This is a genomic window from Streptomyces sp. NPDC004327 (assembly GCF_042873935.1).
GTDB lineage: Bacteria > Actinomycetota > Actinomycetes > Streptomycetales > Streptomycetaceae > Streptomyces.
Map to the genome: position 1 here is coordinate 97,279 of NZ_JBIAME010000002.1, position 17,736 is coordinate 115,014.

The window sequence follows — 17,736 nt, forward strand, 5'->3', positions numbered from 1 at the left end:
GTGGCCGAGGACGAGAAGAACCCGGCCCGCGAGATCATCACCAACTACGCGCAGGAACACTTCCGGTACTTTCGCACCGTCGACGGCACCGTCTACGCCCAGCGCAACGGCCATCCCGTCGCCCGCCCGATCCGCTCCCAGGGCACCACCGGCAGCCACCGCCAGGAACTCATGGTCGGCCTGTTCCGCGACGGGCTCGGCGTCTTCAACGGCACCGCCTTGAAGGAGGCACTCGACTTGATCGAAGCACTCGCCCTTACCGAGGACGTCCAGCCCGTCCACATCCGCGTCGCCCCGGGATTCGACGGGGCGACCTGGCTCGACCTGGGCCGCGATGACGGCAAGTCCGTCCGCATCCACCCCAACGGCTGGGACATCCTCACCCCCGACCCGCGCGAGGTCTGCTGGCGCCGTACCCAGCTCACCGGCGAACTGCCCCTGCCCGTCAAGGACACCAACGGCAAGGGCATCGACCTGCTCATGCGACTGGTCAACTTCGCCAGCGCCCACAGCGAGAGCCTGGCTCTGGCCTGGCTGGTCGGCTGCCTCGGCCCCGACGTCCCCGTCCCCGCCCCGTTCCTCACCGGCCCCCAGGGCGCGGGCAAGTCCACCGCCGGGAAGATGCTCGTCCGGATCATCGAGGGCATGAGCGGCGACCTGCGCCGGCCGCCGAAGGACGAAGAGAACCTCATCACCGCCGTCGCGGCCGGATGGGTCACCGGCCTGGACAACCTCTCCCACCTCACCCCGGACCTGTCCGACCTGATGTGCTGCATCGTCACCGGCGCCGAGAACATCAAGCGCGCCCTGTTCACCGACGGCGACGTCGTGCGCTCCCGCTACCGTCGGCCGCTGCTGCTGACCGGTATCGACGTCGGAGTCATCCGCCCCGACCTCGCCGAACGGCTCCTCCCGCTGCGACTGGAGCGCCCCAAGGTGCGGCGGACCGAGGCAGAGCTGTGGACGGACTTCGCACGGGATCTGCCCGTGATCCTCGGGTCCGTGCTCGACCTTGCCGTCACGGTCCGCGCCACCCAGGCCGACATCCCCACCGACCTGCGCATGGCCGACTTCGCCCACCTGTGCGCGCAGCTCGACGCCGCCGCCAGCCTCGGGGCCCTGGACGCCTACCGGGCGAGCCTGGACGACCTCAACGACGACGTCATCGAGGGCGACCTGCTCGCACAGACCGTCCTCAAGCATGCCGCCGGCATCGACCCGGGCAGGGCGGTGCGGATGGCGTCCGCCGAGTGGCTGCACTGCCTCACCCAGCTCTACACCGGCGAGGACTTCCGCCCCACGCCCAAGGGCTGGCCCACCACCGGCAAAGTTCTCTCCGACCGACTCAAGCGCCTGCAGCCCGTCCTCGCCGCCCGCGGCGTACTCGTCGACTGGGGTCGCACCAAGGCCGCCCGCTACATCGAGATGACCCACCAGACGCCCCCGGCCGACGACCAGTCCCCGATGTTCTAACCCCACACCGCGGCGACCGCGCACACAGGCAAGAGGAGCACCCCGGGCCCGGGCGCGGCGTGCTCCTCTTGCTGTTCCGGCGGCTTGCCGCCGCTCAAAGGGCGTGCCGCTCTGCGGCTCCTTCTTCGCGTTCTAAGGCGCGCACTACAACAAGCACCCCCTTCTCTTTTTCCTAAGAGAAGAGACGCTGCGTCACCTGCGTCACCAACGGCCAGAAGACGGCCTGTGACCTGCGGCGACAGCGGTGACGCAGAGCACCGAATCCTGCGTCATCCGGCGTCACCGGCGTCACCGGCGTCACCAGTGACAGAGACCAGCGTCACCGGTGACACAGCCTGACAACCCCTGCGTCACCGAAAACTGCAGGTCAGGCCCGGAAATGACGCGGATGACGCGGTGACGCAGAAATCCGCAGCTCGGACAGACGCGGGCTGAGAAGACTCCCGCACTGCCACTTCCCCAGAGGAGTGCATCGGATGGACACCCGAGATTTCGACTCGCACCAAGACCCCACGCTGGCCCTCCTCACCGTCGAAGAGGCTGCCCGGCGACTCCGCATCGGGCGAACCCTCTGCTTCCGACTCGTCGGCTCCGGAGAACTGGAGTCCGTCGTCGTCGGCCGTCTCCGCAGGGTTCCCCCCGCCGCAGTGCACGACTACGTGACCCGATTCCGCGCGACCAATCGACCTGGCGCGATGGCACGCTGAAAAGGACAACAATGGAAGAGAAGAAGAAGCGGACACGCCAGCCCAACGGCCGGTCCTCGATCTACTTGGGGAAGGACGGCAAGTGGCACGGCCGAGTCACGGTCGGCATCCGCGACAACGGTGAGCCGGACCGCCGGCACGTCGAGCGGAAGACACGCGCCGAAGTGACCGAAGCCGTTCGCGAGCTGGAGCGCCAGCGGGACACCAAGACCGTACGCAAGCCGGGCAAGGCGTGGACGGTCAGGACGTGGCTGACGCATTGGGTTGAGAACGTCGTGCCCCTCGCCGTCAACGACAACACGATGGTTGGGTACGGCGTCGCGGTCCGAAAGCACCTCATCCCCGGCTTGGGCGCCCACGGTCTCGACAGGCTCAAGCCCGAGCACATCGAAGCGTTCTACGCCAAGATGCAGGCCAACGGCAGCAAGCCCGCGACTGCCCACCAGGTACATCGGACCTTTCGCACCGCCCTCAATGAGGCCGTGCGCCGCGGCCATCTCGGGAAGAACCCCGTCCTGTTGGCCAAGGCCCCCAAGACAGGGGAATACGAGGTGGAGCCCTACAGCGTCCAGGAAGTGCAGCGATTGCTGAAGGCCGCTGATCAGCACCGCAACTCCGCCCGCTGGGCCGTCGCCCTCGCTCTCGGGCTGCGCCAAGGTGAAGTGCTCGGCCTGAGGTGGGAGGACGTGGACCTCGACGGTGGCTTCCTCGTGGTCCGGCGCAGCCGTCACCGCCCGCAGTACGCCCACGGATGCGTGGACCCCTGCGGGCGCAAGGCCGCTGGATACTGCCCGCAAAGGCGTCGCACGAACCCGGAGTTGGCCACCACCAAGTCGCGTGCCGGCCGTCGCGCGGTCGGCCTTCCCGAACAGCTCGTTGACCTGCTCCAGGCGCACCTCAAGGCGCAGGAAGCGGAGCGGGACACGGCTGGGAAGCGCTGGGAGGAGAACGGTCTGGTGTTTCCGGATGAGTACGGCCGCAGCCCGTCCCACCGCCGGGACTGGGCCGAGTGGAAGGCTCTTCTGGTCGAGGCGAAAGTCCGGGACGGGCGTTTGCACGACGCGCGCCACACGGCCGCCACGGTCCTGCTCATCCTCGGTGTCCCCGAGCGGGCCGTCATGGGCCTCATGGGTTGGTCGACCACGGCCATGGCCGCCCGCTACCAGCACATGGTGGACGCCGTGCGGACGGACATCGCGCGGCAGGTGGACGGCCTGATCTGGGAACACGAGACGGGCCGACCAGGCGATGACGACTATGGAGCTGCTGGGAAGGCCGTGCGGGCTGGATAGGGGCGGTTGCGGGCGCAGTTCTTCGATGTGAGAGGTGCGGCCCAACCTGCCCAAACTCGTGCGCACCCGGGGGTCCGACCGCGACATCCTTCCGTCATGGACGAAGGAATTGTGGCGTTAGTGGCGGCGGCCGTCGGATTGGTCGGGGCGCTTGGTGGCGCAGCCATGGGCGGACTGGCTGCGGTCCGTGGGGCGCGTATAGGGGCGGAGACAACGGCGCGCGCGACGATCGAACAGGCACGGACCCAGGAGCGTGCTCAGCACGACCACTGGTTGCGGGAGGAGAGGAAGCGCGCGGCGGTCCTCATGCTTGAGGTCTACGACAGGTTCGCCATTTCCGCATCCGACGTCACGCGCATGTTCGACCTGGAGATCGAGGCATCGGGTGATGTCTGGGCCACCTATAGGTCGAGCATGAACGAGATTCGGGGGGCCTACTTCCCCCTCCGTCTCCTCGGACCCGCTCCGGTGCACCAGGCGGCGCGTGAGCTCTGGCAGCAGGTCGAGCAGTACCACGAAGGGATTCAGGAGTGGGCCGACGGCATCATGACGGCGACAGACGAACTCAGGGCTGAGTGGCGGGCTCGTGAGGAGCAGCAGAGATACACACTCGGACGGGCACACAGCGAACTGATTGATGCTGTGAGCGAGTCATTGCAGGGCAATGTTACCGTCCAACGCCCCAACTGAGACGGCAACTGAGACGAAGGATCAAAAGGGCGGCACCCTTCCGAGGGTGCCGCCCTTTCGTTTTGCCTGGTCAGGCAGATGGAGACCGTGATCGGAATCGAACCGACGTAACTCGCTTTGCAGGCGAGCCCCTGACCATTCGGGCACACGGTCGTGGTGGTGCTTCGGTGTTGTGCAGTTGTGCTGCTGTGGCGCTTCGGTGGTGATGAGAAAGACGTTAGGCGGGGGTGCCGAAGTCGCTCAACGGTTTGGCTCGGGCTGCAACACGACTGCCATATGGCGTTCACGGCGGGGGCCTGGTCCTACGACCATCGGGCGAGGGCGGGTGCGACTACCGACAGGGGTCATATCTGTGTACGACCCTTACTCTGGGGTCTATGACAGTCCTCGAACCGCGCGACACCGATGTCGCACCCGCACCGATCTCCGCCGCCGCGCCGGCCACCCGAAACGGCGGCGGGTCCGTGCTCGACCGGGAGCATCGGGCGCTCAGCATCGGGATCGTCTCCGTGGTGCTGCTGATCGCGTTCGAGGCGACGGCGGTCGGGACGGCGATGCCGGTGGCGGCGCGGGAGCTGGACGGGGTGTCGCTGTACGCCTTCGCGTTCTCGGCGTACTTCACGACGAGCCTGTTCGGGATGGTGCTGTCGGGGCAGTGGTCGGACCGGAGCGGGCCGTTGGCGCCGCTCGCGGTCGGGATGAGCTGTTTCGCGGCCGGGTTGCTGCTGTCCGGTACGGCCGGCGCGATGTGGATGTTCATCCTGGGGCGGGCCGTGCAGGGGTTCGGCGGCGGGCTGGTGATCGTGGCCCTGTACGTGGTGATCAGCCGGGCGTACGAGGAGCACCTGCGGCCCGCGATGATGGCGGCCTTCGCCGCCGGGTGGGTCGTGCCGTCCGTGGTCGGGCCGCTCGCCTCCGGGACGATCACCGAGCACCTGGGGTGGCGCTGGGTGTTCGTGGGGATACCCGCGCTCGTCGTCTTCCCGCTGGCCCTCGCGCTGCCCGCCATTCGGCGCACCGCATCCGGGCCCGCCGACCCCGCCGCGCCCGTTCCCGGCTGGGACGCGCGGCGGATCCGGCTCGCCCTCGGGATCTCGTTCGGCGCGGCGCTGCTGCAGTACGCCGGGCAGGAACTGCGCTGGCTGTCGCTGCTGCCGGCCGCCGTCGGTACGGCGCTGCTCGTCCCGGCCGTACGCGGGCTGCTGCCGCACGGCACCTACCGCGCGGCCCGCGGGCTGCCCTCGGTGATCCTGCTGCGCGGCGTCGCCGCCGGATCCTTCATCGCCGCCGAGTCCTTCGTACCGCTGATGCTCGTCACCCAGCGTGGCCTCAGCCCCACGCTCGCCGGGCTCTCCCTCGCCGTCGGCGGTCTGACCTGGGCGCTCGGCTCCTGGGTGCAGTCCCGGCCCGGCACCGAGCCGTACCGTGAGCGGCTCGTCGCCTGGAGCATGGTCCTCGTCGCGCTGAGCATCCTGGCCGTGCCCACCGTGCTCATCGACGCCGTGCCGGTGTGGATCGTGGCCGTGGCCTGGGCCTTCGGGTGCTTCGGCATGGGCATCGCCATCGCCTCCACGAGCGTGCTGCTCCTGAAGCTCTCCCCGCCGGAGGAGGCCGGCGCGAACTCCGCCGCCCTCCAGATCTCCGACGGCCTGTCCAACGTCCTGCTGCTCGCCGTCGGCGGGGCCGCCTTCGCCGCGCTCGGCGGGGGAGCGGTCGGGCACGCCGTCACCGACGGCGCGGCCGGTGCCGGCTCGCACCCGACGGCCTTCGCCGCCGTCTTCGTGCCGATGGCGGTCGTGGCTGCCGTCGGCGCGTGGGTCGCGACGCGGCTGCGCGCGGCGGCCCAGTAGTCGGACGGGCATGGGGCATGCCGGGGGCTGGAGGCCGAGGCCTCCGGCTGGCGGCCCCCGCCCGGTAGCTGGTCACCCGCGCCACGGGGCCACGGGCCAGTAGCCGGCCGGCCACCCCGACTCCCTGAGTCCCGCCGGCGACGCCCTCGCCCCGGCTCGCGGTCCTAGTCCGCCGCGCCCCTTCGGCCCCGCCCCTGTCGGTGACGCCCTCGCCTCTACCGCCTTCGCAGCCCGCCGAGCCCCGTCGGCCCGCCCCCGCCGGCGACACCCCGCCGCGGCTCGCAGTCGTAGTCCGCCGAGTCCCTTCGGCCCCGCCCCCCGCTGGCGACGCCCTCGCCCCGGCTCGCTGTCGCAGCCCGCCGGGCCCTTTCGGCCCCGCCCCCCCGCCGGCGACACCCCGCCCCCGCCCGCCGTCGCCGACCGCCCAGGTCCCTCGCCCTCGCCCCCGCCCCCCGCCTCCGAAAACCCCTCGCCCCAGCCCCGAACCCCCGCCTACTGTCCGCCCATGTCCTACGACCCCGCCGCCCTCGCCGATCTCGCCGATGCCCGCGGTCTCTCCGTCGACGAGCTCGTCGGCGAGGCCGTCCGGCGTCATCTGGACCTTGAGGCCGGGCTCGTGCGGGATGAGGCCGCGCGGCTCGCTCTCCGGCACGCCCCGCTCCTCCGGAGGCTCGGCGAATGAGGCAGGACCGAACGACCCGTGACCGCGCGACGCGGTTCCTCACCGTCGCCGAGGTCGCCGAGATCGCCCGCATCGCGTTCACCGGCGACGGGGTGCCCGAGCTGCGTGCGCCCGGGCTGCTGGAGTCGGCCGTGCATCGGCCCCGGGCGCGGATGTACGGCGAGAGCGCCTATCGGGACACGTACGAGCAGGCCGCCGTGCTCCTGCACGCGCTCGCGTCGAACCATCCGTTCGTCGACGGGAACAAGCGTGCCGCCTGGCTCTCGGCGGCGACCTTTCTTGCTGTCAACGGGGTCGATCTCGGGGATCTCGGGGACGCCGGCCAGGAAGCGGCGTATGCGCTGGTCGTGGGCGTGGCGAGCGGAGAAGTGGTGGACGTATCGGATATCGCGGGGTGTTTGAGGGCGCTCTCGGAGGGGGCTTAGGGGTCGAGGAGAGGGCCGCGGAGAAGGGCGAGGAAAGGGGCGAGGAGAGGGGCGAGGAGAGGGGCGAGGAAAGGGGCGAGGAGAGGGCTGCGGAGGGGGGCGAGGAGACAGGCGCGGAGACGGGCGCGGAGGGGTGTGAGGACTCTCTCACGGGGGCTCGGCGCGGGCTCGTTCGTACGGGGTCGCGGCGGTCGCACCGGTAAGGTGGCCCGGTTGTCATATCTGGACGAGCGTCGAACCGGAGATCGTGACTACTACCGCTACCTCCTCCCATCACCTCTCTCCCGCCTTCCCCGGCCGCGCCCCCTGGGGCACCGCCAACAAGCTGCGAGCCTGGCAGCAGGGCGCGATGGAGAAGTACATCCAGGAGCAGCCCCGTGACTTCCTCGCGGTCGCCACGCCGGGCGCCGGCAAGACCACCTTCGCGCTGACCCTCGCGTCCTGGCTGCTGCACCACCACGTGGTGCAGCAGGTCACGGTCGTCGCCCCCACCGAGCACCTGAAGAAGCAGTGGGCGGCCGCCGCGGCGCGCATAGGGATCAAGCTCGACCCCGACTACAGTGCCGGGCCGCTCAGCAAGGAGTACCACGGCATCGCGATCACGTACGCGGGTGTCGGGGTACGGCCCATGCTGCACCGCAACCGCAGCGAACAGCGCAAGACCCTCGTCATCCTCGACGAGATCCACCACGCCGGAGACTCCAAGTCCTGGGGCGAGGCGTGCCTGGAGGCGTTCGAGCCGGCGACCCGCCGGCTCGCCCTCACCGGCACGCCCTTCCGCTCCGACACCAACCCGATCCCCTTCGTCACCTACGAGGAGGGGAACGACGGCATCCGCCGGTCGTCGGCCGACTACACCTACGGCTACGGCAACGCCCTCAACGACAACGTCGTCCGGCCGGTCATCTTCCTCTCCTACAGCGGCAACATGCGCTGGCGCACCAAGGCCGGCGACGAGATCGCCGCCCGGCTCGGCGAGCCGATGACCAAGGACGCGATCTCGCAGGCGTGGCGCACCGCGCTCGACCCGCGCGGCGACTGGATGCCGAACGTGCTGCGCGCCGCCGACCAGCGGCTCACCGAGGTCCGCAAGTCCATCCCGGACGCCGGCGGCCTGGTCATCGCCTCCGACCAGGACTCGGCCCGCTCGTACGCCAAGCTGATCCGCGAGATCACCGGCACCAAGGCGACCGTCGTGCTCTCCGACGACGCCGGCGCCTCCGGCCGGATCGACGAGTTCAGCGAGAACACCGACCGCTGGATGGTCGCCGTCCGCATGGTGTCCGAGGGCGTCGACGTGCCCCGGCTCGCCGTGGGCGTGTACGCGACGACGATCTCGACCCCGCTCTTCTTCGCGCAGGCCGTCGGCCGCTTCGTGCGATCCCGCAGGCGCGGCGAGACCGCCTCCGTGTTCCTTCCCACCATCCCCAGCCTGCTCTCCTTCGCCAGCGAGATGGAGGTCGAGCGCGACCACGTCCTCGACCGGCCGAAGAAGGATGGCGAGGAGGACCCGTACGCCGAGTCCGAGAAGGAGATGGCGGAGGCGGAGAAGCAGCAGGACGAGGACACCGGCGAGCAGGACATGCTGCCCTTCGAGGCGCTCGAGTCCGACGCCGTCTTCGACCGCGTGCTCTACAACGCCGCCGAGTTCGGCATGCAGGCCCACCCCGGCAGCGAGGAGGAGCAGGACTACCTCGGCATCCCCGGCCTCCTCGAACCCGACCAGGTGCAGCTGCTCCTCCAGAAGCGGCAGGCCCGGCAGATCGCGCACAGCCGCAAGAAGCCGGACACCGAGGCGGACCTGCTGGAGCTTCCCGCGGAACGGCGCCCCGTCGTTTCCCACAAGGAGCTCCTTGAGCTGAGGAAACAGCTCAACACCATGGTCGGCGCGTACGTTCACCAGAGCGGCAAGCCGCACGGTGTGATCCACACCGAGCTGCGCCGGGTCTGCGGCGGACCGCCGAGCGCGGAGGCGACCGCCGGACAGATCCGCGAGCGGATCAAGAAGGTGCAGGAGTGGGCCACCCGCATGCGGTGAACCCCACGGGAAACGATCCGAGGCCCGTACGCAGGCGGCGTACGGGCCTCGGCCATGTCCGGAACCGGCCCCCACGGTCGGGTCCGGGCACACCTCCCACGCTACGGGGACGAACCGGGCGCCCTTGTCCGCCAAAGTCCCCTGTTCAGGCGACTTAGGTCCCGAACCGCGCGTATCCGGTCGCACGCGCCCGGATTCTGGACGAGGTCTTCCGCTGAGCGGGACACGCCGCTACTGTCCCGGCTCAAGCAAACGCCCCGTGGCAGCGCCGCCGCGGAGCGCAGCCGGTGTGCCCCTACCTGCCGGCGGCCTCTGACGTGCGTCGCCGATGGGACCGGTGTCGCAGCTTTCGTACGAGTCCGCTGTCACTCACTCCGACACTCCGAAGGAGAGGGCGTCGTGACCGCGGAGACCTCCCAGACGCTCGACCGGGGACTCAGAGTCCTCAAACTGCTCGCCGACACCGACCACGGCCTGACCGTCACCGAGTTGTCCAACCGACTCGGGGTGAACCGGACCGTCGTCTACCGTCTGCTCGCCACGCTCGAACAGCACGCCCTCGTCCGCCGCGACCTCGGCGGCCGCGCCCGGGTCGGGCTCGGCGTGCTGCGGCTCGGCCGGCAGGTCCACCCGCTCGTGCGGGAGGCCGCGCTGCCCGCGCTGCGCTCCCTCGCCGAGGACATCGGGGCGACCGCCCACCTCACCCTCGTCGACGGCGCCGAAGCGCTCGCCGTCGCCGTCGTCGAGCCCACCTGGACCGACTACCACGTGGCCTACCGGGCCGGCTTCCGCCACCCGCTCGACCGCGGCGCCGCCGGCCGCGCCATCCTCGCGGCCCGCGCCGGCGAACTCACCGAGCCCGGCTTCACCCTCACCCACGGCGAGCTGGAGGCCGGCGCCAGCGGCGCCGCCGCGCCCCTCGTCGGCGTCACCGGCATAGAGGGCAGCGTGGGCGTCGTGATGCTCGCGGACGCGGTGCCGGAGCGGGTGGGGCCGCGGGTCGTCGACGCGGCACGAGAGGTGGCCGACGCGTTGCGCTAGAAGCCCGGTGCGCTAGAGCCCGGCGGGCCAGAGCCTGTTGTGCCAGGGCCTGTTGGGTCAGAGCCTGTTGTGCCAGGGCCTGTTGCGTCAGAACCCGTCGCGCTGGAATCCGTCGGGCTGGGACCCGATGCCCCTGGGGCGCGCGGCTGTCAGGGCTACGCGCTCGGGGCGGGGCCCGGCGTCACGGGCGCTCGGCGGGATGAGGCGTCCACCCGTTCCGGCCGGGTGGGGTGCTCACCGCTTCCCGCAGGGCGTGGTGTCCACCGGTTCCGGTCCGGCGGAGCGCGTGCCCCCGCCGGATGTGACGGCCGCGGGCCGGCCGTCCACGACGAGGCTTGCCAGCGCGGTCCGTTCATGGCTCACCGACCGGCCCGTCCGTGCCGTCGCCACCAGCCCCGCCGCCCGCAGCGCCCCCGCGTGCGCCGACGCCGTCGCGTTGCTCACGCGCAGGGCCCGCGCCAGCTCCGTCGTGGTCAGCGGCCCGGTGAGGAGGCGGAGGAGGTTCGCGCGGGTGCGGCCGAGGACCGCTGCCAGTGGATCGTCCTGGTCGTCCGGTACGGGCGGGAGGGCGGGGCCCGCCGGGTAGGTGAGGACCACGGGGCGGGCCGGGAGGTCCTGGAGGAGCGGGCCCGACGGGTGGTGGAAGGTCGGGAGGAGGACCAGGCCCCGGCCGGAGAGGTGGACCTCCCGGGGCGGGACGGCCGCCGGCCATTCCCACACCCCGCCGTCGAGGCGGCTGCCCGGCGCGAGGGCCGTCAGGGCGGCGGCCAGACCGTGTTCGGCCGTGATGAGGGCGTGCCGGGCGAACTCCTCTCGGTGCAGGTCCTGGATCACCGGCCAGACCGGGGCGAGGACCGTCTCGTACGCGGCGCGCTGGGCCCGGCGCACGGTCTGCCAGGACGCCTCCTCGCCCGCGTACAGGCCCCGGATCCAGTGCGGCGCCGGCAGCGACCCGGGCCCGGTCCCGTAGACCCGCACCAGCTCCTCGCGGACGAACTCCGGGCCCGTCGCGCGGACGAGGTCGAAGGCGTCGGCGAGGGTGTCGCCGAGGACGTCGAGGAAGTACGGCGCGCGGCCCGCCGGGACCAGGTCGGCGAGCGGGTCGGCGGCGGCCGGCAGGGCGCGCAGGACCCGGCCGCGCCAGCGGCCGAACAGCGGGTCCCGGTGGGGCGCGACGGCCGTCGCCAGGGCCGCGTGCAGCTCCTGGAGCGGCGCCGGGCGGGGCGCGAAGCGGACCCGGGCGAAATCGTCCGCGGTGAAATGGATGCGCAGCACCGGCACAACTCCCCGTCTTCCGCCAGCCTTTCGGCCAGAACCTGAACCTTCGCGCCGGAACGGCCCCCGCTCCGACGATGCTCGCATGACCTCGCGAGACACGACTCCCCGACGCTCGACTCCCCGACGCTCGACTCCCCGGCGCACCCTCCTCAAGGGCACCCTGCTCGGCACCGCCGCCGCCCTCGTTCCCGCGGCCGCCGCGGCGGCCACGCGCGGGTCCGCCGCCGCACCGGCCGGCACCGCGCTCCGGCTGCCCGCGCCGACCGGGCCGCACCCCGTCGGCCTGCGCACCGTCCACCTCACCGACCTCTCGCGCACCGACCCCTGGGTCGGCGGCCCGCGCCAGGTCATGCTCACCGTCCTCTACCCGGCGCGCACCGCGCGCGGCTGCCCGCGCGCCCCGCAGCTGACCCGCGACGAGGCCGACGCCTTCGCCGAGCTCGCGCCGCTGGTGCACGAGGGCCTCCCGGCGAAGGGCACGGTCGACTGGGGTGCCGTCCTCACCCACGGGCACGTGAACGCGCCCCCGCTGCCCGGGCCCCGGCCCGTGCTGCTCTACAGCCCCGGCGGCGGCGACTCCCGCACCCTCGGCACCCATCTCGCCGAGGACCTGGCCAGCCACGGCCGGATCGTCGTCCTCGTCGACCACCCGGGCGACGCCAGCCAGGTGGAGCTGCCGAGCGGGCTGCGCTACACGGTGCTGCGCGGCGAACCGGACCCGGCGACCTTCCACACCATGATCGACACCCGGGTCGCCGACCTCCGTCTCGTCCTCGACCACATCCCCGACTTCCTCACCGGCATCGCCCCCGAGGCCCCCGCCATCGGGATCTACGGGCACTCCGCCGGCGGCACCGCCGCCGTCTACGCCGCCCACCACGACCGCCGCATCCTCGCAGCGGCCGACCTGGAGGGCTATCTCGACCTTGACGACCTCGGCTCCCTCGACCGCTTCGACCGGCCGCTGCTGCTCCTGCGCACCGACGGCTTCGACGGCGCCGCCCGCCTCGAACGCTCCTGGGCCGGCCTGCCCGGCCGCCGGGCCCTGCTCACCGGCGCCGGCCACTGGTCCCTCACCGACTACGCCGCCCTCGTGCCCCGGCTCCAGACCGCCGGCCTGGTGACCTCCGCCACCCGCACCGCGCTCGTCGGCACCGCCGACCCGGCCGTGAACGTGGAGGTGCTGCGTCACCGGGTGCGCGGCTTCTTCGCCCGACACCTCCTTTGACGGGCGCCCAGTAGATTGGGGGCGTGCTCTCCCGTCTCGCAGCTCTCCCGCGCACCCGTGCCCTCGCGCTCTGCGCCCTGCCCGTCGCCGCGCTGCTCGCCGTCGCCGGGCTCGCGCCGCTGCCCTTCTCGATCGCGCAGCCCGGCACGACCGCCGACGTGCTCGGCAAGGACCAGGGCGTCGAGGTGATCACGATCTCCGGCACCCCGGTCCGGCCGACCGACGGGCAGCTGCGGATGACCACGATCCTGGCGACCGGGCCGTCCGCGTCCATCGGCCTCGGGGACGTGGCCGACGCCTGGTTCCGCACCGACCGGGCCGTGCTGCCGAAGGCCTCCGTCTATCCGCCGGGGCAGTCCGACAAGGAGATCGAGCAGCACAACCTGGGCCAGATGAAGGAGTCGCAGGACGCGGCCACCCTCGCCGCCCTCGGCTATCTGAAGCTGGACCCGAAGAAGGTGAAGGTGGACCTCCACCTCGCCGACGTCGGCGGTCCCAGTGCCGGACTGCTGTTCTCCCTCGGCATCGTCAACAAGATCGACGGGGACGGTGACGGCGGCGACCTGACCGGCGGCCGGACCGTCGCCGGTACGGGCACGATCGAGCCGGACGGGAAGGTCGGCGCCGTCGGCGGGGTGTCCCTGAAGACGCAGGCCGCCGCGCGCGACGGCGCCACCGTCTTCCTGGTGCCGAAGGACGAGTGCTCCCAGGCGCAGGCCGAGCTGCCGAAGGGGCTGCGGCTCGTCCCGGTCACCAAGCTCAGCGACGCGGTGTCGTCTCTGCGGGCCCTGGAACAGGGGCAGGGGTCGAAGGTCCCGAGCTGCTGACGGCGCCGTCCGGCTGCCCGGCGGGAGCGTCCGCGGCCGGCTGCCCGGCGGAGGCGTCCAGGCCCCGCCAGGCGGGGAATATCAGCGTCGAGAGCGCGGTCACGAGGTGCGCTGCGGCGACCAGGAGCAGCGCCGTGGTGATTCCCGTCCGCTCGACGAGGAAGCCGGCGGCGAGCCCGCCGAGCGGGGTGGCGACGAGCACGCTCGCCGTGCTGGCGCCGCCGACGCGGCTGCGCAGCCGCTCGGGCACCGTTTCGTAGAAGACGGTGGTGAGGATCGGGTTGAGCACCCCGGCGCCGAGACCGCCGAGCGCCATCATGACGAGCAGCGGCGTGGTGGTGTGGGTGAAGGCCGCCGTCACGAACAGCGGGGCGCCGGCGAGGACGAATCCGGCCGCCAGGACCGGGCGGCGCGGGAAGCGGTCGCCGATCGCCCCGTAGAGCAGCGCGCCGACGAGCGCGCAGCCGCCGAAGACGGCGACCAGCAGGCCGAGCGCGGCCGAACCGCCCAGCTCCTCCCGGGCGTGCACCGGGAGGAGTACCGAACTCCAGCTCTGGGCGAGCCCGTTGGTGATCATCACGACCACGCTGACGGCGAGCAGCAGCGGGGTGCGCAGGAGGAAGGAGTAGCCCTCGCGCAGATCGGCCCGGTAGGCGGCGAGCGACAGCGGCGGGGCCCCGCGCACCGGTTCGGCGGACGGGATGCCGCGCAGGCCCGCGACGACGAGCAGCGCGGAGACGACGAACGTGGCGGCGTCCACGTACAGCACGGTGTCGGCGCCGATCAGCGCCACCAGCAGGCCGGCGAGGGCGGCGCCGGTCATGCGGGCGCCGCGGGACACGGCGTCGTACAGGCTGGCGGCGCGGGAGAGCGGCGTGCCGGCGCGCTCGGCCAGGTCGGGTACGAGGACGTGGCGGGCGGTCTCGCCCGGGGCGTGGAAGAGGCCGGTGACGGCCATCAACGCGCACAGCATCCAGAACCGCAGCAGTCCGGCGCCGTTGAGCAGCGGGATGGCGGCGAGCGCGAGCGCGCAGACGAGGTCGGAGGCGACGGAGACCCGGCGGCGGCCGATCCGGTCGATCACGGGCCCGCCCGTGATGGCGGAGACGACGACGGGCACGGCGGCGCAGAAGGCGACGAGGCCGGCCTTGCCGGGGCTTCCCGTGGTCTCCAGGGCGAACCACGGGACGCCGATGAGAGTGAGTGAATTGCCGCTGATGGAGATGGTGTTGGCGGCCAGGACGGTCGCCAGTGGTGTGCGTGAGCGCACGGTCTTTCCCCCCGTTTTCGTTCGGCCGGTTCGGCCGGTTCGGCCGATTCGGCTCGTTCGGCCGGTACGGCTGGTTCGGCTCGTTCGGATCGTTCGGTCTGCTTGGCGCGGTCAGGCGGTGCGGTCAGGCAGCGCGGTCAGGCGGTGCTGACGGTGGTGCGCCGCGGCTCGGGGACGGCGAGCCTGAGGCCGAACTCGACGAGCTTCCAGCCGAGCTGGACGCGTAACGGGGCGGCGGGAACGGTCGTGGCGGCGGCCTCCCGCAGCTCGGTGGCGGTCAGGCGGTGCAGCGTGAGGTGGACGTCGGCGTGCATGGACGTGTCCTTTCCGGTCGAGGCGTGGGAGGGCGGTCAGTTCGCGCCGTGCTGGGGGAAGGCGTGCAGGTGCATCCGGACCCGCTGGACGCCGGCCGCGTCCGGGTCGGTGGCCGCGCCGTACTCGTTGATCAGGTCGTGGATCTTCTCGTTGAGCTCGCTCTGCCGCTCGGGCGTCAGGTGGATCGTGAAGTCGCTCATGTCGGAGGCGCCCACCCAGATGTCGGTCCACTGGTGGCGGGTGCCGAGGTAGGTGTTCAGCTCCTGGGTGTGGATGTTCGCGATCTCGTGGAGATAGACCTCGATGGCGCCCTGGACCTCGGGGTCGGGGTTCTTGTACAGCGCCTCGTCGAAGCTCGTGCCGCCCGACACCGCCTGCCACCAGCGCTCCCGGCCCTTGCCGCGCTCCGGGGCGTCCTCGATGAAGCCGTGGACGGCGAGCTGGCGCAGGTGGTAGCTGGTGGCGCCGCTGGACTCGCCGAGCCGCTCGGCCAGTTGCGAGGCGGTGGCGGGGCCGTGGTGGCGCAGGGCGCGCAGCAGCTGGATGCGCAGCGGGTGGGCGAGCCCGCGCAGCGAGCGCGGGTCGAGCACCCGCGGACCGGGCTGCTCCTCGGGGCCGGGATCGGCTCCAGGCGTGTGGCCGGGGCCGTGATCGGGTCCAGGCGGGTGGCCGGGGCCGGGGCCGGGATCGGCCGCGGGCCGGGGTGCGGTGGCGGGGTCGGGCTTCTCGGACATGGCTCCACAGTAGAGTTGCAAAGAACCCTCTGCAAGGGGTTTTTGCAGAGGGTTCTTTGCAACTTCCACGGCATCAAGCGGAGCCTCAACTTCCGTAGGCTCCCGCCCGCGTCACCGCGGCGGCTGGTCCTCCGCGGCCTGTTCCACCAGCGGGATGATCCGCAGCGGGACCGGGTTCTCCATGACGATCGCCGTGGAGGCCCGGACGATGCCCTCGAAGCCGACGACGCGGTCGATCACCCGCTGGAGATCGGCGTTGGAGCGGGCCACGAGCCGGCACAGCATGTCCCCGTGGCCGGTCGTGGTGTGCAGTTCCAGGACCTCCGGCACGGTCGCCAGGTGCCCGCGCACGTCGGCGCCCTGGCCCTGCTTGATCTCCAGGGTCGCGAAGGCGGTGACCGGGTAGCCGAGGGCCGCCGGGTCGACCTGCGGGCCGAAGCCGCGGATGACGCCGTTCGACTGAAGCCGGTCGAGCCGGGCCTGGACCGTGCCGCGGGCCACGCCGAGCCGCCGTGACGCCTCCAGCACCCCGATCCGGGGCTCCTGTGCGAGGAGGACGATGAGCCGTCCGTCCAGATGATCGATCGCCACGACGGCCTCCCGATGGTCATCATGTACAAGTCGCCCGGCCATACTGGCCGGTCGCTGGGCAGATTGACCAGTAGGACAAGAAACTATTGCGCAGCCTGCCGACCGGCGGGACGCTCATCACATGACTGAGACCATCGATCACACCACTTCCACCGCGCGTGAGGCCGACCCCTTCCCGGTGAAGGGTATGGACGCGGTCGTCTTCGCCGTCGGCAACGCCAAGCAGGCCGCGCACTACTACTCCACGGCCTTCGGCATGAAGCTGGTCGCCTACTCCGGACCGGAGAACGGCAGCCGCGAGACCGCCAACTACGTCCTCACCAACGGCTCCGCCCGTTTCGTGTTCACCTCCGTCATCAAGGCCACCAGCGACTGGGGCCGCTTCGTCGCCGACCACGTCACCGAGCACGGCGACGGCGTGATCGACCTGGCGATCGAGGTGCCGGACGCGCGCGCCGCCTACGCCCACGCGATCGAGCAGGGCGCCACCGGCCTCGCCGAGCCCTACGAGCTCAAGGACGAGCACGGCACCGTCGTCCTCGCCGCCATCGCCACGTACGGCAAGACCCGCCACACCCTCGTCGACCGCTCCGGCTACGACGGCCCGTACCTGCCCGGTTACGCCGCCGCCCAGCCGATGGTCGAGCCGCCGGCCAAGCGCGTCTTCCAGGCCATCGACCACTGCGTCGGCAACGTCGAGCTCGGCAAGATGAACGAGTGGGTCGGCTTCTACAACAAGGTCATGGGCTTCACGAACATGAAGGAGTTCGTGGGCGACGACATCGCGACCGAGTACTCGGCGCTGATGTCGAAGGTCGTCGCCGACGGCACCCTCAAGGTGAAGTTCCCGATCAACGAGCCGGCGATCGCGAAGAAGAAGTCGCAGATCGACGAGTACCTGGAGTTCTACGGCGGCCCCGGCGTCCAGCACATCGCCCTCGCCACCAACGACATCGTCGCCTCCGTGCGCGCGATGCGTGCCGCCGGCGTGCAGTTCCTGGACACCCCGGACTCGTACTACGACACGCTCGGCGAGTGGGTCGGTGACACCCGCGTCCCGATCGAGACCCTGCGCGAGCTGAAGATCCTCGCCGACCGCGACGAGGACGGCTACCTGCTGCAGATCTTCACCAAGCCGGTCCAGGACCGCCCGACCGTCTTCTTCGAGATGATCGAGCGCCACGGATCCATGGGCTTCGGCAAGGGCAACTTCAAGGCCCTGTTCGAGGCGATCGAGCGCGAGCAGGAGAAGCGCGGCAACCTCTGATCAGCGTCTGATCAGCGTCTGATCGGCG

At 71.6% G+C, this 17,736-nt stretch carries 17 protein-coding genes and 1 tRNA gene; 12 read left to right on the plus strand and 6 right to left on the minus strand.

Annotation, left to right across the window (positions count from 1 at the left end; all coding sequences use genetic code 11):
* From ACFYU9_RS06475 to ACFYU9_RS06490, 4 genes are all read left to right on the plus strand, one after another.
* On the plus strand, nucleotides 1–1,473 hold the full coding sequence (locus ACFYU9_RS06475) for an ATP-binding protein (RefSeq protein ID WP_389343193.1): 1,473 nt from the start codon (nucleotides 1–3) through the stop codon (nucleotides 1,471–1,473).
* 476 nt (nucleotides 1,474–1,949) lie between these two features.
* Entirely contained in the window at nucleotides 1,950–2,180 is a 231-nt protein-coding gene (locus ACFYU9_RS06480; protein WP_389343196.1) for an excisionase family DNA-binding protein, read from the plus strand.
* 11 nt (nucleotides 2,181–2,191) lie between these two features.
* On the plus strand, nucleotides 2,192–3,472 hold the full coding sequence (locus ACFYU9_RS06485) for a tyrosine-type recombinase/integrase (protein WP_389343199.1): 1,281 nt from the start codon (nucleotides 2,192–2,194) through the stop codon (nucleotides 3,470–3,472).
* 96 nt (nucleotides 3,473–3,568) lie between these two features.
* On the plus strand, nucleotides 3,569–4,162 hold the full coding sequence (locus ACFYU9_RS06490) for a hypothetical protein (protein WP_389343202.1): 594 nt from the start codon (nucleotides 3,569–3,571) through the stop codon (nucleotides 4,160–4,162).
* Between the two features lie 79 nt (nucleotides 4,163–4,241).
* On the opposite strand, the gene ACFYU9_RS06495 is transcribed toward ACFYU9_RS06490, so the two are convergent.
* Nucleotides 4,242–4,315, minus strand: a tRNA-Cys gene (locus ACFYU9_RS06495).
* A gap of 224 nt (nucleotides 4,316–4,539) precedes the next feature.
* On the opposite strand from ACFYU9_RS06495, the gene ACFYU9_RS06500 reads away from it, so the two are divergent.
* The 5 genes from ACFYU9_RS06500 (at nucleotide 4,540) to ACFYU9_RS06520 (ending at nucleotide 10,198) form a co-directional block, all read left to right on the plus strand.
* A complete protein-coding gene (locus tag ACFYU9_RS06500; protein WP_389343205.1) occupies nucleotides 4,540–6,012 on the plus strand; it encodes an MFS transporter in 1,473 nt (490 codons plus the stop codon).
* A gap of 505 nt (nucleotides 6,013–6,517) precedes the next feature.
* On the plus strand, nucleotides 6,518–6,694 hold the full coding sequence (locus tag ACFYU9_RS06505) for a hypothetical protein (RefSeq protein WP_389343207.1): 177 nt from the start codon (nucleotides 6,518–6,520) through the stop codon (nucleotides 6,692–6,694).
* A complete protein-coding gene (locus ACFYU9_RS06510) occupies nucleotides 6,691–7,119 on the plus strand; it encodes a type II toxin-antitoxin system death-on-curing family toxin (RefSeq protein WP_389343209.1) in 429 nt (142 codons plus the stop codon). The genes ACFYU9_RS06505 and ACFYU9_RS06510 overlap by 4 nt, the downstream gene beginning before the upstream one ends.
* Nucleotides 7,120–7,366: 247 nt before the next feature.
* Nucleotides 7,367–9,157, plus strand: coding sequence for a DEAD/DEAH box helicase (locus tag ACFYU9_RS06515; RefSeq protein WP_389343211.1), 1,791 nt, complete (start codon nucleotides 7,367–7,369; stop codon nucleotides 9,155–9,157).
* A gap of 399 nt (nucleotides 9,158–9,556) precedes the next feature.
* Nucleotides 9,557–10,198 carry an IclR family transcriptional regulator gene (locus tag ACFYU9_RS06520; protein WP_389206683.1) on the plus strand — a complete coding sequence of 214 codons (642 nt, stop codon included), beginning with the start codon at nucleotides 9,557–9,559 and terminating at the stop codon, nucleotides 10,196–10,198.
* A gap of 234 nt (nucleotides 10,199–10,432) precedes the next feature.
* On the opposite strand, the gene ACFYU9_RS06525 is transcribed toward ACFYU9_RS06520, so the two are convergent.
* Nucleotides 10,433–11,473 carry a winged helix-turn-helix domain-containing protein gene (locus tag ACFYU9_RS06525; RefSeq protein ID WP_389343214.1) on the minus strand — a complete coding sequence of 347 codons (1,041 nt, stop codon included), beginning with the start codon at nucleotides 11,471–11,473 and terminating at the stop codon, nucleotides 10,433–10,435.
* An 85-nt stretch (nucleotides 11,474–11,558) separates the two neighbouring features.
* On the opposite strand from ACFYU9_RS06525, the gene ACFYU9_RS06530 reads away from it, so the two are divergent.
* Together ACFYU9_RS06530 and ACFYU9_RS06535 are read left to right on the plus strand one after the other, a co-directional pair.
* Nucleotides 11,559–12,704 (plus strand): acetylhydrolase, encoded by a 1,146-nt coding sequence (locus tag ACFYU9_RS06530; RefSeq protein ID WP_389343217.1) that lies wholly within the window; start codon nucleotides 11,559–11,561, stop codon nucleotides 12,702–12,704.
* A 23-nt stretch (nucleotides 12,705–12,727) separates the two neighbouring features.
* Complete coding sequence (locus ACFYU9_RS06535; RefSeq protein ID WP_389206676.1) at nucleotides 12,728–13,531, plus strand: S16 family serine protease; 804 nt, start codon at nucleotides 12,728–12,730, stop codon at nucleotides 13,529–13,531.
* Here the strand turns inward: ACFYU9_RS06535 and ACFYU9_RS06540 are convergent.
* From ACFYU9_RS06540 to ACFYU9_RS06555, 4 genes are all read right to left on the minus strand, one after another.
* Complete coding sequence (locus ACFYU9_RS06540) at nucleotides 13,464–14,801, minus strand: MFS transporter (RefSeq protein ID WP_389206675.1); 1,338 nt, start codon at nucleotides 14,799–14,801, stop codon at nucleotides 13,464–13,466. The genes ACFYU9_RS06535 and ACFYU9_RS06540 overlap by 68 nt on opposite strands.
* Before the next feature lie 137 nt (nucleotides 14,802–14,938).
* Nucleotides 14,939–15,115: a hypothetical protein gene (locus ACFYU9_RS06545; protein WP_389206673.1), complete on the minus strand. Its 177-nt coding sequence runs from the start codon at nucleotides 15,113–15,115 to the stop codon at nucleotides 14,939–14,941.
* A gap of 36 nt (nucleotides 15,116–15,151) precedes the next feature.
* A complete protein-coding gene (locus ACFYU9_RS06550; protein WP_389206672.1) occupies nucleotides 15,152–15,850 on the minus strand; it encodes an ArsR/SmtB family transcription factor in 699 nt (232 codons plus the stop codon).
* Between the two features lie 111 nt (nucleotides 15,851–15,961).
* Nucleotides 15,962–16,441: an Lrp/AsnC family transcriptional regulator gene (locus ACFYU9_RS06555; protein ID WP_389206670.1), complete on the minus strand. Its 480-nt coding sequence runs from the start codon at nucleotides 16,439–16,441 to the stop codon at nucleotides 15,962–15,964.
* 121 nt (nucleotides 16,442–16,562) lie between these two features.
* Between ACFYU9_RS06555 and hppD the strand changes: the two genes are divergently transcribed.
* Complete coding sequence (gene hppD / locus ACFYU9_RS06560; protein WP_389206668.1) at nucleotides 16,563–17,708, plus strand: 4-hydroxyphenylpyruvate dioxygenase; 1,146 nt, start codon at nucleotides 16,563–16,565, stop codon at nucleotides 17,706–17,708.
* The last annotated feature ends 28 nt before the right edge of the window (nucleotides 17,709–17,736 follow it).

What these genes read in the sequence shown, in the direction of transcription:
- ACFYU9_RS06480 (WP_389343196.1), top strand. Translation starts at nt 1,950, where the DNA reads ATGGACACCCGAGATTTCGACTCGCACCAAGACCCCACGCTGGCCCTC.
- ACFYU9_RS06485 (WP_389343199.1), top strand. Translation starts at nt 2,192, where the DNA reads ATGGAAGAGAAGAAGAAGCGGACACGCCAGCCCAACGGCCGGTCCTCG.
- ACFYU9_RS06490 (WP_389343202.1), top strand. Translation starts at nt 3,569, where the DNA reads ATGGACGAAGGAATTGTGGCGTTAGTGGCGGCGGCCGTCGGATTGGTC.
- ACFYU9_RS06500 (WP_389343205.1), top strand. Translation starts at nt 4,540, where the DNA reads ATGACAGTCCTCGAACCGCGCGACACCGATGTCGCACCCGCACCGATC.
- ACFYU9_RS06505 (WP_389343207.1), top strand. Translation starts at nt 6,518, where the DNA reads ATGTCCTACGACCCCGCCGCCCTCGCCGATCTCGCCGATGCCCGCGGT.
- ACFYU9_RS06510 (WP_389343209.1), top strand. Translation starts at nt 6,691, where the DNA reads ATGAGGCAGGACCGAACGACCCGTGACCGCGCGACGCGGTTCCTCACC.
- ACFYU9_RS06530 (WP_389343217.1), top strand. Translation starts at nt 11,559, where the DNA reads ATGACCTCGCGAGACACGACTCCCCGACGCTCGACTCCCCGACGCTCG.
- ACFYU9_RS06545 (WP_389206673.1), bottom strand. Translation starts at nt 15,115, where the DNA reads ATGCACGCCGACGTCCACCTCACGCTGCACCGCCTGACCGCCACCGAG.
- ACFYU9_RS06550 (WP_389206672.1), bottom strand. Translation starts at nt 15,850, where the DNA reads ATGTCCGAGAAGCCCGACCCCGCCACCGCACCCCGGCCCGCGGCCGAT.
- hppD (WP_389206668.1), top strand. Translation starts at nt 16,563, where the DNA reads ATGACTGAGACCATCGATCACACCACTTCCACCGCGCGTGAGGCCGAC.